Below are 15,852 nucleotides of genomic sequence, written 5' to 3'. Positions count from 1 at the left end.
GTGCCATCAAGCCCCCAGATCCTTCGCGCCGAGCGTGGGTTTGACGCGTTATCCGAAGAATCGCGGCAACACCGACTCGGAGGTCTCGCGCAGTTCCGCCAGCGAGACCGTGAACAGCCCCTGCACCTCCACGGAATCCGAGGCCTGATCGACGACGCCGATGCGGACGGCGGGCAGTCCCCGCACCTCACACATCGACCGGAATCGGCTCTCCTCGGTTCGCGGCACGGCCACCAGCGCCCGGCCGGCCGATTCGGAAAACAACGCGACGAACGGATCGGCGCCCTCGGGAAGTACTATGCGGCAACCGGTTTCACCGGCCAGGGCCGATTCGACGATGGCCTGCGCCAGGCCGCCCTCGGACAGGTCGTGCGCGGCGGACACCAGCCCGTCCCGCGACGCCGAGCTCAGCACCTCGGCCAGTAGCTTCTCGCGCGCCAGGTCAACCGCCGGCGGCCGCCCGCCGAGATGGTTGGCCGTCACCTGCGCCCAGATCGAACCGTCGAATTCGTCGCGCGTGTCGCCCAGCAGCAGCAGGGTCTCCCCCGGTTCGCTGCCGAAAGACGTGTGGAGACGTCGGCTCACGTCATCTAAGACACCCAGCACCCCGACGACCGGCGTGGGCAGGATTGCCGCCGTCCCGGTCTGGTTGTAGAAGCTCACGTTGCCGCCGGTGACCGGAATCCCCAGGGCCGCACAGCCATCCGCCAGACCCCGCACCGCCTGGGCGAATTGCCACATCACGCCGGGGTCCTCGGGTGAACCGAAGTTGAGGCAGTTGGTCACCGCGACCGGCGTCGCACCGGTGACCGCGACGTTGCGGTACGCCTCGGCCAGCGCCAGCTGGGCGCCGACGTAGGGATCCAGCAGCGTGTAGCGCCCCGACGCGTCGGTCGACACCGCGATGCCGCGGCCTGTCGTCTCGTCGATGCGCAGCACGCCGCCGTCGGCGTGCTCGGCCAGCACGGTGTTGCCCCGCACATAGCGGTCGTACTGCTCGGTGATGAACGCCCGGCTGCACAGGTGCGGGCTACCCAGCAGCGCAAGCAAAGTCGCGCGCAGCTCGTCGCCGGTTGCCGGCCGCGGCAGCCCGCTCGAGGTGTCGGCATTCAAGGCGTCCTGCGATTCGGGGCGGGCGACCGGGCGCTGATACACCGGACCTTCGTGGGCGACGGTGCGCGGTGGCACGTCGACGACCGTCTCGCCGTGCCAGGTGATCTGCAGCCGGTCGCCGTCGGTGACCTCGCCGATGACGGTGGCCAGCACCTCCCATTTGCGGCAGACCGCGAGGAAGGCATCGACATTCTCGGGCGCGACCACCGCGCACATCCGCTCCTGCGATTCGCTGGACAGGATCTCGGCGGGCGTCATGTTGGCGGCGCGCAGCGGCACGTTGTCCAGCTCGACCCGCATGCCGCCGTCGCCTGCCGACGCGAGTTCCGATGTGGCGCAGGACAATCCGGCCCCGCCGAGGTCTTGGATGCCGATCACCAACCCGCCCGCGTACAGCTCGAGGCAGCATTCGATGAGCACCTTCTCGGTGAACGGGTCGCCCACCTGCACCGAGGGCAGCTTCTTGCGGCCGGGGCCTCCGCCCTCGTCGCCGCCGAAGGTCTCCGAAGCCAACACCGACACGCCGCCGATGCCGTCGAGGCCGGTGCGCGCGCCGAACAGGATGATTTTGTTTCCGGTTCCGGACGCGAAGGCAAGGTGGAGATCCTCCTTGCGCAGCGCGCCGACACACAGCGCGTTGACCAGCGGGTTGCCCGCATACGAGGCGTCGAACACGGTCTCGCCGCCGATGTTGGGCAGTCCCAACGAGTTTCCGTAACCACCGATGCCGCGAACCACGCCGTCGAGCACGCGGCGGGTGTCGGGCGCGTCGGCCGCACCGAAGCGAAGCTGATCCATCACCGCAACGGGCCGCGCGCCCATGGCCATGATGTCGCGCACGATGCCCCCGACGCCGGTGGCGGCGCCCTGGTAGGGCTCCACGTACGACGGGTGGTTGTGCGATTCCACCTTGAAGGTCACCGCCCAGCCGTCGCCGATATCGACGACCCCGGCGTTCTCGCCGATCCCTGCCAGCATGCCGGCGCGCATCTCGTCGGTCGTGGTCTCACCGAAGTAGCGCAGGTGAACTTTGGAGGACTTATACGAGCAGTGCTCGCTCCACATCACCGAGTACATCGCCAGCTCGGTGTCGGTGGGCCGGCGGCCCAGGATCTCGCGTATCCGCTGGTACTCGTCGTCTTTGAGGCCGAGCTCGCGAAAGGGTTGCGGCTGGTCGGGAGTGGTCGCGGCGTGCTCGACGGTATCGATCACCTGGACGCGCTCGCCGGTTCCGGAGACGGTCACGCAGACAGTCTAGGGTGGCCCCGCCTCCGACGCCGCGACGTGCGTTTGTGCCCCGAATCGGGGGGTAGCCGACTGTCGTCCGGCAAGTGACGACAGGGAGGAACGAGATGACCGCCGAAACGGGAAACGTCACCGGCACCAAAGACAAGAACTACAACCTCATTTGGTACACCGAGAAGTGCCTCGACAACGCACTGCGGCTGGAAACCTACATTCAGGATGCGGAACGCGACGGCGACGACGAAGTCGCCGACCTTTTCCGCAAGGCGCAATCGGATAGCCGCAAGGGCGCCGAGATGGCCGAGCACCTGCTCGCCAAGCGTTTGTAGGCCAGCGAGCCGCGTGCGTGCTACCCGCGGAGCATGCGCGCGCTTTCCGTGTCCGCCGGGTAGAACAGTTCGACGGCGAGCTCGGCGAGGGTGACGTCGAGCGGGGTTCCGAACGTCGTGAGCGTCGTGAACATCGACAGCCGCTTCCCGCCGCCGGCGTCGAGCACCAAAGGAATCAGCAGCGAGGCGTTGTCGGCGGGCATGCCCCGCGCGGCCGCGGCGGCCGCGACTCCCGGGTAGCCGCGCACCTCCTCGTCGATCGCCAGCAACACCGGGTCGCCGGTGAGCGCGATCGTGCGCCGGAGCTGACTCAGCAGATAGCCCGCCCATTCGTCGAAATTCAGGGTCCGCGGGGCGAGGCCGTCGGGATGCAGGCACAGCCGGTACACGTTGGGCGGCGGGCCGAGCAGATGCTCGGGCAGACCGGCGGTCAGCGCGGACGCCGCCGCATTGGTCCCGACGATGTTCCAGCACCGGTCGATGACGATGCCCGGGTAGGGGTCGTGCGCGTCGAGCAGGCGCTGGATGGCATCGCGGGCCGGGGACAGCGCGGCATCCTCGAGCGGGCGCGACTGGTAGCGCGGCGCAAACCCGGCTGCGAGCAGCAGCGAGTTGCGCTCCCGCAACGGAACGTCGAGGCCCTCGGCGAGCGCGAGCACCATCTCGGGACTGGGCCGCGAACGCCCGGTCTCGATGAAGCTCAGATGCCGCGCCGACACACCCACGCTGAGCGACAGGTCGAGCTGACTCACCCGACGGCGAGCCCGCCATTCGCGCAACAGGACACCCACCGCGGCATCGCTCACGAAGCAACGGTAACCACGTCGCGCGCACCGCGGCGATGACCTCCGAGGTAATTGTGCCGCCGCACGGCGACGGACACGCTTGCCCTAACGCGCTCGATCGAAGCGCCTTACCCAGGGAGGAACCATGACCGACGTCAAGACCACTGCCCCGAAGTTCAGTGCGGAGCTGTGGGCCGCGTACTGGGCCGCGCCCACCATGTCGCGCGGCTTCGACATTCTGGCCGACGACATCGTCGGCTACTGGCCGGGTGACCCGGAGCCGGTGCGGGGAGTCGAGGCGTACACGGCGAAGATCGCCGAAATACTGGACGCCGCACCGGATCTGCGCCTCGAATTAGTCGACAGCGCAACCGTTCCCGGTCCCACCGAGGGCGAGGAACTGGTGTACTTGCACTACGTCGGTGAGGGCACCGGCCCCGCCGGACCGTTCCGGATTCGCGGCCTCGACCGGGTCCGCAGCCGCGACGGGTTGGTCGTGGAGAACGTCATCCGCTACGACCCGCTCTTCCTCGATCAGCGCTGACGCGCGGCGGCCCGCCTAGAGGGCGGGATTGCCGACGATGCAGAACACGTTGCCCTCGGGGTCGGCCAGCACCACCCAGCGGAAGTTCTCGCCGAAGTTGTGCCGGCCGACCTCCTTGGCCCCGGCGGCCGTCAGCCGCGACACCTCGGCGTCGATGTCGCCCGCACTCAAATCGAGGTGCACCCGGTTCTTTCCCGGGGTGGGATCGGGCACTTTCTGGAACCCGAGCCGCAGCCCTTCGGGGAAGGTCACGGCGGTGAACTCGTCGGCGAGGATGACGTGTGTCTTGCCACCGAACTGCTCGGCCCACCAGCCGGCCAGGCTCGCGGGGTCGCCGCAGTCGAAGGTGACCATTTCTACGTTGAAGGTCATGCCCGGATCGTAGGTCAGCGCGGCGACAAAAACGCTTGCAGTGCGGCCGAATACGCGGCCACGTCCTGCGCCCCCATCAACTCGCGCGCCGAGTGCATCGCGAGCTGGGCAGCGCCGACGTCGACGGTGGGGATGCCGGTCCGCGCCGACGCCAGCGGCCCGATGGTCGACCCGCACGGCAGGTCGGCGCGGTGCTCGTAGCGCTGCAGCCCCACACCGGCCTGCCGGCAAGCCAGTGCGAACACCGCGGCCGTGCGTCCGTCGGTGGCGTAGCGCAGGTTGGGATGCACTTTGAGCACCGGTCCACCGTTGACGTCGATCGGATGCCCCGGCTCGTGCCGCTCCGGGTAGTTGGGGTGGGTGGCGTGTGCCATGTCCGCCGAGGCCAGCAGCGACGCCGGCAGGCGCCGCAAGTAATCTTCCCGCCCGCCACCGGCGGCGAGCACGATCCGTTCCAGGACGGTGCTCAGCAGGTTGGATTGTGCGCCGCGGTCGGAGGACGAACCGACCTCCTCGTGGTCGAAGAGCACCAGCACCGGGAGGAAACCGCGCGGCTCCGCGGCCAGCAGGGCCTCCACTCCCGCATAGCAACTGGCCTGGTTGTCCAGCCGCGGCGCGCTCACCAGGTCACCATCCGCGCCGATGACCGCGGACGGGGTCAGATCGTGCGTCATCAGGTCGGCCGACAGCACGTCGACCGCAGCCACCCCCGAGCGGTCGGCGACGTAATCGACGAAGGACGCGGCGCCGTCGCCGACTCCCCATACCGCGTTGACGTGTCGTTGCGGGTCCAGCGTGAGCGACTTGCGGTCCTCGGCCAGGTGGATGGCCAGCTGCGGCACCCGCAGGATCGGATCGTCGATCCGCACCAGCCGCTGCACGGCCCGGTCGCCGTCGCGGACCGACAACCGCCCGCTGATGCCCAGGTCTCGGTCCAGCCAGGAATTGAGCCACGCGCCCCCGTACGGCTCCAGCGCCACCACCCGCCAGCCGGCGACCACGCGATCCGGATGCTGCTTGACCCGTAGGTTCGGGCTGTCGGTGTGGGCGCCAACGATCCGAAACGGCCCGTCGGCGCCGGCCGAGTTCCAGGCGGCTAGCGAGCCGGCGCGGACGATGAAGTAGCGACCGGGCTGCGCGGGCCAGCTGTCGGCTTCGCTCAGTTCGGTGTATCCGGCGTCGACCAGCCGTCCGGCCACCGTGGCGCAAACATGAAACGGCGACGGAGAGGCGTCGATGAATTCGCAGAGGCCTGCGGCGCTTGCCGACATATTGAACATCATGGCTGTCGGCGACGGCGCAGTTCCCGATAGGGTCGCCCATGTGCCTCCGGTACAGCCGCAGCCCATCCTCGCGCCGTTGACGCCCGCGGCAATCTTTCTCGTGGTCACCATCGACGACGGCGGCGAAGCGACCGTGCACGACGCGCTGCCGGATCTGTCCGGGCTGGTGCGCGCCATCGGCTTCCGCGATCCGACCAAACGCTTGTCGGTCATCGCCTCGATCGGCTCTGACGCCTGGGACCGCTTGTTTTCCGGGCCGCGACCCGCCGAGCTGCATACCTTCGTCGAGCTGACCGGCCCGCGGCACACCGCCCCGGCCACGCCCGGCGATCTGCTGTTTCACATTCGGGCCGAGACGATGGACGTGTGTTTCGAGCTGGCCGGGCGCATCCTCAAGTCGATGGCGGGTGCGGTCACCGTCGTCGACGAGGTGCACGGCTTCCGGTTCTTCGACAACCGCGACCTGCTCGGCTTCGTCGACGGCACCGAAAATCCGGATGGCCCAATTGCCGTCAGCGCCACCGCGATCGGCGACGAGGACCCCGACTTCGCCGGCTCGTGCTACGTCCACGTGCAGAAGTACGTGCACGACATGGCGTCGTGGGACTCGCTGTCGGTCACCGAGCAGGAGCACGTGATCGGGCGAACCAAGCTGGAAGACATCGAGCTCGACGATGACGTCAAGCCGCCGAACTCGCATATCGCGCTGAACGTGATTACCGACGACGGCACCGAACTGAAGATCGTGCGGCACAACATGCCGTTCGGTGAACTCGGCAAGGACGAGTACGGCACGTACTTCATCGGCTATTCGCGAACACCCGAGGTCACCGAACAGATGCTGCGCAACATGTTCCTCGGGGATCCGCCGGGCAACACCGACCGCATCCTGGATTTCTCCACCGCGGTGACCGGCGGCCTGTTCTTCTCTCCCACCGTGGATTTCCTCGACGACCCGCCCCCGCTGCCCACACCGCTGACAACGGAACGACCCGCCACATCTTTGCCCGACCCAGCCTCTAATGGCTCACTTTCGATCGGCAGCATGAAAGGACCCATCGGATGATCAACAACCTCTACCGCGATCTGGCACCGGTCACCGACGTCGCTTGGGCCGAAATCGAATTGGAGGCGACGCGCACGTTCAAACGGCATATCGCCGGGCGCCGGGTGGTCGATGTCAGCGAGCCCGGTGGGCCCGTCACCGCCGCGGTCAGCACCGGTCGGCTGATCGACGTCAAGGCACCCACCGACGGTGTTGTCGCCCACCTTCGGGCCAGCAAACCCCTTGTCCGGCTGCGGGTTCCGTTCACATTGTCTCGCTCCGAGATCGACGATGTGGAGCGCGGCGCCAACGACTCCGACTGGAACCCGGTCAAGGATGCCGCCAAGAAGCTGGCGTTCGTCGAGGACCGCACCATCTTCGAGGGCTACGCCGCCGCGTCGATCGAGGGCATCCGCAGCGCCAGCTCCAACAAGCCGCTGACATTGCCCGAGGACCCTCGAGACATGCCGGATGCCATCTCGCAGGCGTTGACCGAGCTGCGGCTTGCCGGTGTCGACGGCCCCTACTCGGTGCTGCTATCCGCCGGCGTTTACACGAAGGTCAGCGAGACCACCGAACACGGATATCCGATTCGCGAACACCTGAACCGGTTGGTGGATGGCGACATCATCTGGGCGCCGGCCATCGACGGCGCCTTCGTCTTGACCACTCGCGGTGGAGATTTCGACCTGCAACTGGGGACCGACGTCGCCATCGGCTACAGCAGTCACGACGCCGACACCGTGCAGCTCTACCTGCAGGAGACCCTGACGTTCCTGTGCTACACCGCCGAGGCATCGGTCGCGCTCGGCGCGTAATGGCACGCCAGCAACGCTATCCGATCCGGGTGCTGACGATCGGGAACGCGCCGGCTGGGCCCAACAGCCGCGGCGGGATGGCGACGGTGATGCGATTGCTGAGCGAAGACACGGACCAACGGTTTCTGATCACCCTCGTGCCCACCTATATCGACGCCGCACTGGGGGCGCGGCTGTGGACGGGAGTGACCGGCATCCTCAAGGCATCCGGGCTGCTACTGTTCGGCTTCGCCGACGTGCTGCACGCCCATTTTTCCTTGCGCGGCAGCGTCGTTCGCAAGGCCGTGCCGTTGTTCATCGCTCGGCTCCGCGGCGTCCCGACCATTGTCCACTGCCATAGCTCGCACTTTTTCACCTGGCTCGACGAGCTGCCGCCGCTCCTGCGCCGCGCCGTTCGCGCGGCGCTGCACGCCGACTATTCGGTGGTGCTCGGTCAATCCCATCTCAGGGAGTCGTGCGTGCGCCTCGGATTCGACGAGTCAAACACCCGAGTGCTCTACAACCCCGTGGTGATGCCCGCGATCGCACCGGCGCCGCGTCCCCGAGGGCCGCTACGAGTGGTGTCGCTCGGTAGGTTGGGCCCCAACAAGGGAAGCTACGACCTTGTTCGTGCGATCGGCATGCTGCCCAACGATATTCGGGCCAACTTGCGGGTCACGCTGGCCGGCGACGGGGAGGTAGACCAGGTGCGCGAGTTCGTCCGCACCAGCGCACTCGACGACACCGTGGACGTCGTCGGCTGGGTGGACTCGGTCGAGAGGGACCGGCTGCTGGCCGAATCGGCGATCTTCGTGTTGCCCAGCTACAGCGAGGGCCTTCCCATGGCGGTGCTGGAGGCGATGGCCAACGGCGTGGTCCCGGTGACCACGGCGGTGGGCGCGATTCCGGAGGTGATTGTCGACGGGCAAAACGGTGTGCTGGTCAGCCCCGGCGATCCGCGCCAGTTGGCCGAGGCGCTGCAATCCCTGATCGTCGATGCCGGGTTGCGCGACCGCCTCGCCGCGGCCGCCCACGCGCGTGCCGGCGAGTTCGACATCGTCCGCTGGCGGGAGGCGCTGCACGACTTATGGCTCGCCGCCGCGACACGGTGACGCCGGCCGCTCAGCCGGCGGCGGATATCCCGCTGCTGCCGACCCCGCGGCGCGGCAGCCCGCCGGAAACCATGAGCCGGAAATAGTCGAACGACGCATCACTGCCCACCGCCAACCGCGGCAAGGCCAGCGGGTCGGAGCGACGATCGGCGAATCCCGGTGTGGTCGACAAGGCAAAGCGCACGCCGCGGCGGCGCAGCACGTCTTTGGCGCGGTTGTCGAAATCCCGTGGCCGGCCGTTGGGGTAAGCGAAAATTGCTGGTGCCCAACCGGTCTCACGCTCCAGCGCCGCGCAGGACTCCGTGATCTCACGTTCGAGCTTGTCATCACCGCAGCGGGCGAGAATCGGGTGGGTCACCGAGTGCGGATACAGCGCCACCAGGCCGTCGCTGACCATCTCCCGTGCCTCGTGCCAGGAAAGCATCCGGAACGGACCGCCGTCGCCGTCGTGGTAGCCCAGCGCGTCGAGAATCTCCTCCAACACCGCGATCCGCTGCGTGTCGGGTAGGTCTTTCAACCTTTCGATCGCGGCCGCGTAGACCTTGCCGCGGTAGGTCGTGTCGGCGAGCGAACGAACGCCCAGACCCAGCGCGGCCAGATCGACCTCGCTCGCGGTGGTGCGGGCGATCGCCAGCCAAAGCCGGTCGGGCCACAGGGTTTCGTCACTGTCCATCGCGCCGGTCGCCAGAAACACCGCCGCGGGCAACTTCAACTCGCGCAGGACGGGGACCGCGTGGGTGGCAAGGTTGCGGGTGCCGTCGTCGAACGTGATCGCCATCGCGCGCGGCGGCAGCGTCCCCGCCCACAGGCGATCGAGGGCCTCCTCGAGCGCGAGGACGTTGAAGTGCTCGCGGAGGTATTCCAGTCGACGGCGGTACTGCGCCGCACCGAGCACATGCCAGCAGGCTGGCGAGAGCGGTTCGTCTTGCACGCCGTGGAACATCACGATGCCAAGCACGTCGCGGTGTCGCCGCCGGGTTAGCGCCGGGAGCCCCGCGGCGCACAGCAGCCAGGCCGCGATGTTCTTGAGTCTTGCCATTAACTGTCGAACTTTAGGCTTTCGTGGCTAAAGGTCGAGGACGAGGTCGCTTTCTGGAGCCGCCGAGCAAATAAGGACCGTTCCCCGCCCCGGCGCCTCCAACGGCGCCTGGACGTACGTTGTTGTCCCGGCGACAACTCCGGTCTCACACACATGACAGACGCCGCTTCGGCATGAGAATCGGCTTGGCACGTCGCAGGCCTCGGCCAAGTCGAGGATATTGGCGTAATCGGCGGACCAGTTGACGGTGAGCCCGCTGCGGGAGAAGGTGATCGACGGTCCGGTGCCTGGCGGTCCCGCGGGCGGGTGCGGCGGCGTGCGTGCGGCCCCCGCGACGATGCCGGGGTTGATCGGCGGTAGCGCACCGAACAATTCGCTGTGAATGCGCGCAGGGTCGAGCCCGGCTGCGGTGAGGGCGTCGCGCGTGTCCGACATGAATTGTATTGGGCCGCAGAGATACACCGCAGCATCGGTCGGCAACCCTAGCGATGCGATGGTCGCCGCATCCGGACGTCCCTGCGTCTGCGTGTAGAACACCAGCTGGCGGGCGTGCGGCAACGACTTGACGAGGGTCGTGACTTCCGTTGCAAAGGCCTGGGTTTCGTGGCTGCGGGTGGTGTGCAGCCACCAGATGTCGCGGTTGCTGTGGGCAGCCGACAGCGTATGCAACATCGCCAATACCGGTGTAATGCCGATTCCCGCCGAGACCAGGACCACCGGAGTGCGTTCCTCGCTCAGATAGAAGTCGCCGCGCGGGGCGGCGGCCTCGACGATGGATCCGGGTTCAGCGTGGGCGTGCAGCCAGCGGCTCACCAGGCCGTGATCTTCGCGCTTGACGCTGATGCGGTAGTCCCCCGCGCTGGGGTCACCCGACAGGGAGTAGCTACGCGTTGGCGTCGGCTTGGCGGCGCCGGGGATTCGCACGGTCAGGTACTGGCCGGGAAGCGGTCGGGGCAGCGAACTGCCATCGTCGGCTTGCAGGCGGATCGACATCACCTGCGGACTTTCCCGGGTTATCGCGCTGACTCGCAGCGGGCGAAAACCATTCCATCCCGGCTCGATTCCGACCGGCGGCGCGGTCTCGCTCGCTGAGCTGTCACGAAGCATGTCCCGGAATGACTGCTGCCAGCCGGGGCTGAGCGCCGGAACGTCAACCACCTTGCGCAGCTGTCCGATATTGCGGTTCGGCAGATACAACAGCGCGTCGACGTCGGCAACGCTGAGTTCGTGGCGGCCACGCCGGACCCGCACGATGTCGTCACCGGCACGGACATGGCCCTCGGTGATGACCCGGAAGTAGAATCCCGGGCGGTGCTGGGACACAAGCAGATTGGGCATTTCCGGTTCGTCGAGGCGCAGTCCGACCCGGAAGCATGTGACGCGCGGCTGGGTGACCTCGAACTCCCCCTCACCTATTCGGTAGCGGTCACCGATGCAGACTTCGTCGTCGGATAGCCCAGCAATGGTGAAATTCTCTCCGAAGTGACCGGGCGCCAGGTCTTCGCGATTCAGGTAGGTCTTCCAGAAGTCGTAGGACTCCGTCTGGTACACCATGATGGCGCGTTGCTCGCCGCCGTGGCCGGCCAAGTCACCCTGGCCGTCGCCGTCGATGTTGAGGCGACGCACCATGACGGGTCCTTCGACCGGGGTTTTCCATATCCCGGTGTACACGGTCTTATCCCGCCATTGCACGTTCTTGGGCATGCCCACGTTGACCGAAACAAGCTTGCCCACCGTGTCTCCTCTTGCTCACGCGGCGAAGCTGGCCACAGATTGGGATAACTGACCCAGAATATTCCCCACCGGTCGAGCGGTCAACTCTAATCGGGACTCTTGCGAGCGGCCCGTTTTGCGGCATACTGGGATGTGCATCCCAAAACTGTCGCGGGGTCCCGGTGGTACAGGAGGTATTTCATGCCGACCGTTCATCATCGATACACCACTGTCGACGGCCATCGGTTGTTCTTCCGCGAAGCTGGCGAGGCGGGCGCGCCGGTGCTGGTCCTGTTGCACGGATTTCCGACCAGTTCCTACATGTATCGGCACCTGATTCCGGCGCTCGCCGACCGCTATCGCGTGATCGCCCCGGACCACCTGGGCTTCGGGCTCTCGGACGCGCCCAGTGTCGAGGAGTTCGATTACACCTTCGATGCGCTCACCGACCTAACCGCGGGCCTGCTGCACAGCTTGGGCATCGATCGGTACGCAATGTACGTGCAGGACTATGGCGCCCCCATTGGCTGGCGACTGGCTCTTCGCGAACCGTCCGCCATCACCGCAATCATCAGCCAAAACGGCAACGCATACGACGCCGGGTTCGTCGAGAGCTTCTGGAAGGTCGTGCAGGCCTACCAACATGAACCGACGGCCGAGACCGAGGCCCCGGTACGGCAATTCCTCACCCTGGAAGCCACCCGATGGCAGTACGTCACCGGCGTACCCGACGAGACGCTGGTCGACCCGGAGTCCTGGTATCACGACTACGCGCTGATATCCCGGCCCGGCAACGACCTGGTGCAGCTAAAACTGCTGCGGGACTATGCGACCAATGCGCCGCTATACCCTCGCGTGCACGAATACTTCCGGGCCAGCCGCGTGCCGCTGCTGGCCGTGTGGGGTCGCGGTGACGAAATCTTCGGCCCGGCCGGCGCCGAGGCGTTCGCCGATGACCTCCCCGACGCCGAAATCCATCTGCTCGACGGCGGCCATTTCCTGCTGGAGTCCGCGCTGGACGACGTCGCCGAGCTGATCCGCAACTTCCTCGCCAAGCACCTGTCCACCTGACGAGGCGCGCTGACGGCGCACTCCAGCAATGGGCTGGATATCCCATAATTTAAGGCGCTCGCAAGTTAGCCTGACGCGATGGTCCCTCCCGATGTTCAAGACGAACAACGGTTGACCGCCAAGGGGCGTGCCACCCGCGACAGGATCGTGCAGGCCGCCGCCGAGCTGATCGTCGCCCAGGGGCTGTCGGCCTCGAACATGGAGAACGTGCGCAGGGCGGCGTCGGTCAGTGGTTCTCAGCTCGCGCACTATTTCGCCGACAAGAGCGCGCTGATTCGCGCGGTCGTCAGGCGGCAGATCGGCGTGGTGCTCGCCTTTCATCGGCAGCCCAAGCTCGGGGACCTGGACTCGTTCGACGACTTCGAACGGTGGATCGATCTCAACATGCGTTACCTACGCCGCATCGGAACCTCCGGTGGCACACCGACATACCATGCCCTGGCCGCGCAGCTGGTGAAGTCCGACGACACTATTCGAGCCACATTGGCGGCAGGCTACTGGCAGTGGGTCGAACAGCTCGAAGCAGCCATTCAGCGGATGAAAGATCATGGCGTTGTCGACGCGAACGCCGATCCGCGGCAGTTGGCGTTGGTCATCGTCAGCGCTCATCAGGGTGGGGGCACGTTGGCGTTTACCTATCGGGCGGAGTGGCCACACGCCGATGCCACGCGGTTCGCCGTTAACTATCTTCGGATGTTCGCCACCGATCCGGCTGAACGAGCGCCGCGTCCGGCACGACGTCCCCGTCGTCGGCGCCGCGCGACCTAGGCGCATCCGACCGATGCCAAGGCGCGCCGTGAACCAAGACAGCACACCGCGATTCACCCGCAAGGGACTGGCGACCCGGTCACGTATCGTCGGCGTCGCCGCCCGGCTCATGTTCGAGCGGGGCGTTGCCAATACCAGCATCGACGAGGTGCGCAACGCGGCCGGGGTCGGCGGGTCGCAGATCTCGCACTATTTTCGTGACAAACGCGATCTGACCCGCCAGGTCATCGCCGCGCGACGAGACGATGTGATGGCGTTTCACACCCGACCTCGGCTCGGCGCGCTCGACAGTTTCGAGGCGCTGCAAGCGTGGGCCGATGCATGTGTGGGCGACATCGACACCGTCTACCGGCGGGGCGGGTGCGTCTATGGTTCGCTGGCCGGCGAGCTGATCGACGCCGACGACGAGATTCGCGACGATGTCGCCGACGGGTACGACGTGTGGCTTGAGCTATTCCAGACGGGCCTGACGGCGATGCGGCGCCGTGGCGATCTGCACTCCGACGCAGACCCGCGACACCTGGCTGTGTCGCTGGTCGTCGCGCACCAGGGTGGCGCCATGCTCACGCATGCCACCGGTGACGCGGAACCGCTGCGGGTCGCCGTCAACGCCGCCGTCGACTACGTGCGCTCCTTCGCGGCTACTCCCGCGCCTCGTCACGGGCGATCGGCCTTGGCGCGGCGCGCACGCAAATCGTGAGCGACCACGCCACGCTCGCCGTGCGATATCAACGCCCTTCGCCCGCAGCCCTTTTCGGTGTGGGAATGTCCGGTCGTAGGTAGCCAACGAGACATAGGGAAATCAGGGCCATACCCGCCACCGGCCATCTCAGCGCGATCACCGCCGACGCGGTGAAGACACCGATCGTAATGACCGATCTCATTCGCAGCATCCGCCGCATGAGCTCCGAAACGTCCTCATGGGCGGGCCGATCGACGGCCTCCCAACAGAGTGCGACGTAGGTGACATTCACGAGGACGAAGACGCCCGCATACAGTGCCACGGGGGCCGCCGCCAGCCTGCTATCGGCGATCCACTCGGTGGTAAACGGGATCAGCGACACCGAGAAAAGATGCGCGAAGTTCGACCACACCAGTCGTGGGGTCGCGGTCTCCGCGTAGTTGAAGAGGTGATGGTGATTGACCCAGACGATCGCGATGAACAAATAGCTGACCACATAGCTCAGACCCGTGGGCCACAGCGGCAACAAGGCACTGAAGCTGTGGGCGGACGGCGGCTTGAGTTCGAGGACCAGGATGGTGATGAGCACCGCGAATACGCCGTCGGAAAACTGCCTCACCCGTTCCGGGGTGGTTTGTCGCACGGCCACCGTTTCCTCCCGCCTCGTTCGGGCCCCATTGCCTCATCCATTATGTTGGCCCCGCCCGGGAGGGCGGTACCGCTTCGGCAACTGTGACGAAGGGCCTAGACAAATCTGGGTGATTCCGCCCATAATATTGGGTTAGACGACCCATTAAGTTTTTGCCGACGATACTAAATTAACTGCCGCACTGCGGCTCGCTTTCCCAATATCCGAAGCCGGACTAACGATTTGGAAATGAGACAGGGTGATGGCCACACCGCATACGGCGCCCGCGGTAGTGCGCGAAGGGCCCGGCGGGGAAGGCATGCGGGCGATCATCCTGAAAGGGTTCGGCGGGCTTGACAGCCTGGTCTACGCCGACATTCCCAAGCCGTTGCCCAAGAACGGCGAGGTCGTGATTAAGGTGCAAGGGTTCGGCATCAACCACGCCGAGATGCACATGCGTCGGGGCGAATGGGCGGAAGCCGCGGAAGTCAGCGGCATCGAATGCGTCGGCACCGTCGACTCGTGCCCGGGAGGGGAATTTCCGGTCGGCGCCAAGGTGGCGGCGCTAATGGGCGGCCTGGGGCGAACCATCAATGGCAGCTATGCCGAATACACCCGAGTGCGCGCCGCCAACGTCGCCCTCATCGAATCCGACCTACCCTGGTCCGATTTGGCGGCACTACCCGAAACCTATGCGACCGCTTGGACGTGTCTGTTCCGCAACCTCAACCTCGCGGCGGGACAGACCCTCGTATTGCGCGGCGCCACGTCATCGTTCGGCCAGGCGGCCCTCAAGATGGCGGTCGCCGCAGAGGCGCGCGTCATCGCGACCACGCGCAGCTCCAAGCGCATTTCCATGCTGGAGAATTTGGGCGCCGCGCGCGTGGAATTGGAGCGGCCCGACCTGGCGGCTCACATCGCCGAATCAAAGCAGATCGACGCGGTCCTCGACTTGGTGGGCAACAGCACCATCCTCGACTCCCTCGACATGCTGCGCCGCGGCGGCTCGGCGTGCCTGGCGGGATGGTTGGGCGGACTGGATCCCATCGGGGACTTCAACCCGCTGCTACGCATGGCCAGCGGGGTGAACCTGAACTTCTTCGGAAGCTTTGTCTTCGGGACTCCCGGCTTCCCGCTTTCCGACGTGCCGCTACAAGACATCGCACGGCAGGTGGCCGAGGGCAGGCTCGACGCAAAGCCGGCGCGCGTCTTCACTTTCGATCAAATTCATGAAGCGCACCGAGTCATGGAGGCGGGGGAGGCCGGCGGAAAGATGGTCGTTGTCACGAACTGACGCCGACCACCGCTTTTGGGAAGTTTCGCGAG

The 15,852-nt window shown here is 66.5% G+C and carries 16 protein-coding genes; 9 read left to right on the top strand and 7 right to left on the bottom strand.

All coding sequences use genetic code 11. The annotated features are described in order from the left end of the window. Window positions 1–48: 48 nt before the first annotated feature. Entirely contained in the window at window positions 49–2,325 is a 2,277-nt protein-coding gene (gene purL / locus A5744_RS21235) for a phosphoribosylformylglycinamidine synthase subunit PurL (protein WP_139331442.1), read from the bottom strand. 140 nt (window positions 2,326–2,465) lie between these two features. Between purL and A5744_RS21230 the strand changes: the two genes are divergently transcribed. Continuing rightward, a complete protein-coding gene (locus tag A5744_RS21230; RefSeq protein ID WP_076064323.1) occupies window positions 2,466–2,687 on the top strand; it encodes a hypothetical protein in 222 nt (73 codons plus the stop codon). A 20-nt stretch (window positions 2,688–2,707) separates the two neighbouring features. Here A5744_RS21230 and A5744_RS21225 read toward each other — a convergent pair whose 3' ends face one another. Continuing rightward, the gene (locus tag A5744_RS21225; protein WP_076064322.1) at window positions 2,708–3,493 is read right to left on the bottom strand and encodes a helix-turn-helix transcriptional regulator; all 786 of its coding nucleotides are present in this window, start codon (window positions 3,491–3,493) and stop codon (window positions 2,708–2,710) included. Window positions 3,494–3,617: 124 nt separating this feature from the next. Between A5744_RS21225 and A5744_RS21220 the strand changes: the two genes are divergently transcribed. Beyond that, window positions 3,618–4,016, top strand: a complete 399-nt coding sequence (locus tag A5744_RS21220) for a nuclear transport factor 2 family protein (RefSeq protein ID WP_076064321.1) — start codon at window positions 3,618–3,620, stop codon at window positions 4,014–4,016. Between the two features lie 15 nt (window positions 4,017–4,031). Here the strand turns inward: A5744_RS21220 and A5744_RS21215 are convergent, their stop codons facing one another. Both A5744_RS21215 and A5744_RS21210 read right to left on the bottom strand, forming a co-directional pair. Beyond that, window positions 4,032–4,388 (bottom strand): VOC family protein, encoded by a 357-nt coding sequence (locus A5744_RS21215; RefSeq protein ID WP_076064320.1) that lies wholly within the window; start codon window positions 4,386–4,388, stop codon window positions 4,032–4,034. 14 nt (window positions 4,389–4,402) lie between these two features. Further along, window positions 4,403–5,659, bottom strand: a complete 1,257-nt coding sequence (locus A5744_RS21210) for a M18 family aminopeptidase (protein ID WP_170874552.1) — start codon at window positions 5,657–5,659, stop codon at window positions 4,403–4,405. Window positions 5,660–5,669: 10 nt separating this feature from the next. Here A5744_RS21210 and A5744_RS21205 point away from each other — a divergent pair, with 10 nt between their 5' ends. From A5744_RS21205 to A5744_RS21195, 3 genes are read left to right on the top strand one after another with little or no spacing between them, the layout of a single operon-like run. Then, a complete protein-coding gene (locus tag A5744_RS21205) occupies window positions 5,670–6,737 on the top strand; it encodes a Dyp-type peroxidase (RefSeq protein ID WP_170874551.1) in 1,068 nt (355 codons plus the stop codon). Then, window positions 6,737–7,534: a family 1 encapsulin nanocompartment shell protein gene (locus tag A5744_RS21200; RefSeq protein ID WP_076064366.1), complete on the top strand. Its 798-nt coding sequence runs from the start codon at window positions 6,737–6,739 to the stop codon at window positions 7,532–7,534. Before A5744_RS21205 ends, A5744_RS21200 begins: the two co-directional genes overlap by 1 nt. After that, on the top strand, window positions 7,534–8,625 hold the full coding sequence (locus A5744_RS21195; RefSeq protein WP_076064318.1) for a glycosyltransferase family 4 protein: 1,092 nt from the start codon (window positions 7,534–7,536) through the stop codon (window positions 8,623–8,625). The genes A5744_RS21200 and A5744_RS21195 overlap by 1 nt, the downstream gene beginning before the upstream one ends. A 10-nt stretch (window positions 8,626–8,635) precedes the next feature. Here the strand turns inward: A5744_RS21195 and A5744_RS21190 are convergent, their stop codons facing one another. Beyond that, window positions 8,636–9,664 (bottom strand): polysaccharide deacetylase family protein, encoded by a 1,029-nt coding sequence (locus tag A5744_RS21190; RefSeq protein WP_076064317.1) that lies wholly within the window; start codon window positions 9,662–9,664, stop codon window positions 8,636–8,638. A gap of 27 nt (window positions 9,665–9,691) precedes the next feature. Further along, window positions 9,692–11,398, bottom strand: coding sequence for an MOSC and FAD-binding oxidoreductase domain-containing protein (locus A5744_RS21185; protein ID WP_076064316.1), 1,707 nt, complete (start codon window positions 11,396–11,398; stop codon window positions 9,692–9,694). A 180-nt stretch (window positions 11,399–11,578) separates the two neighbouring features. Between A5744_RS21185 and A5744_RS21180 the strand changes: the two genes are divergently transcribed. The 3 genes from A5744_RS21180 to A5744_RS25130 all read left to right on the top strand — a co-directional run bounded on the left by A5744_RS21180 (window position 11,579) and on the right by A5744_RS25130 (window position 13,916). Next, complete coding sequence (locus A5744_RS21180) at window positions 11,579–12,448, top strand: alpha/beta hydrolase (protein WP_076064315.1); 870 nt, start codon at window positions 11,579–11,581, stop codon at window positions 12,446–12,448. Between the two features lie 78 nt (window positions 12,449–12,526). Further along, window positions 12,527–13,216, top strand: coding sequence for a helix-turn-helix domain-containing protein (locus A5744_RS25135; protein ID WP_076064314.1), 690 nt, complete (start codon window positions 12,527–12,529; stop codon window positions 13,214–13,216). Window positions 13,217–13,244: 28 nt separating this feature from the next. After that, window positions 13,245–13,916 (top strand): TetR/AcrR family transcriptional regulator, encoded by a 672-nt coding sequence (locus A5744_RS25130; RefSeq protein WP_240563134.1) that lies wholly within the window; start codon window positions 13,245–13,247, stop codon window positions 13,914–13,916. 28 nt (window positions 13,917–13,944) lie between these two features. Here the strand turns inward: A5744_RS25130 and A5744_RS21165 are convergent, their stop codons facing one another. Continuing rightward, window positions 13,945–14,547, bottom strand: coding sequence for a TMEM175 family protein (locus A5744_RS21165; RefSeq protein WP_240563133.1), 603 nt, complete (start codon window positions 14,545–14,547; stop codon window positions 13,945–13,947). A 241-nt stretch (window positions 14,548–14,788) separates the two neighbouring features. On the opposite strand from A5744_RS21165, the gene A5744_RS21160 reads away from it, so the two are divergent. Then, window positions 14,789–15,820, top strand: coding sequence for a zinc-binding alcohol dehydrogenase family protein (locus A5744_RS21160; RefSeq protein WP_076064311.1), 1,032 nt, complete (start codon window positions 14,789–14,791; stop codon window positions 15,818–15,820). The last annotated feature ends 32 nt before the right edge of the window (window positions 15,821–15,852 follow it).

This window comes from Mycobacterium sp. IS-1264 (genome assembly GCF_001954195.1).
Classification (GTDB): domain Bacteria; phylum Actinomycetota; class Actinomycetes; order Mycobacteriales; family Mycobacteriaceae; genus Mycobacterium.
Note: the sequence above shows the minus strand (reverse complement) of the source record. Positions and strands in the feature narration are given on the sequence as shown.

Excerpts from the sequence above, each read along its gene's own strand:
- A5744_RS21195 (WP_076064318.1), top strand. The coding sequence starts at position 7,534 with ATGGCACGCCAGCAACGCTATCCGATCCGGGTGCTGACGATCGGGAAC.
- A5744_RS21215 (WP_076064320.1), bottom strand. The coding sequence starts at position 4,388 with ATGACCTTCAACGTAGAAATGGTCACCTTCGACTGCGGCGACCCCGCG.
- A5744_RS21160 (WP_076064311.1), top strand. The coding sequence starts at position 14,789 with ATGGCCACACCGCATACGGCGCCCGCGGTAGTGCGCGAAGGGCCCGGC.
- A5744_RS21205 (WP_170874551.1), top strand. The coding sequence starts at position 5,670 with ATGGCTGTCGGCGACGGCGCAGTTCCCGATAGGGTCGCCCATGTGCCT.
- A5744_RS21190 (WP_076064317.1), bottom strand. The coding sequence starts at position 9,664 with ATGGCAAGACTCAAGAACATCGCGGCCTGGCTGCTGTGCGCCGCGGGG.
- A5744_RS21180 (WP_076064315.1), top strand. The coding sequence starts at position 11,579 with ATGCCGACCGTTCATCATCGATACACCACTGTCGACGGCCATCGGTTG.
- A5744_RS21230 (WP_076064323.1), top strand. The coding sequence starts at position 2,466 with ATGACCGCCGAAACGGGAAACGTCACCGGCACCAAAGACAAGAACTAC.
- A5744_RS21220 (WP_076064321.1), top strand. The coding sequence starts at position 3,618 with ATGACCGACGTCAAGACCACTGCCCCGAAGTTCAGTGCGGAGCTGTGG.
- A5744_RS21210 (WP_170874552.1), bottom strand. The coding sequence starts at position 5,659 with ATGTCGGCAAGCGCCGCAGGCCTCTGCGAATTCATCGACGCCTCTCCG.
- A5744_RS25135 (WP_076064314.1), top strand. The coding sequence starts at position 12,527 with ATGGTCCCTCCCGATGTTCAAGACGAACAACGGTTGACCGCCAAGGGG.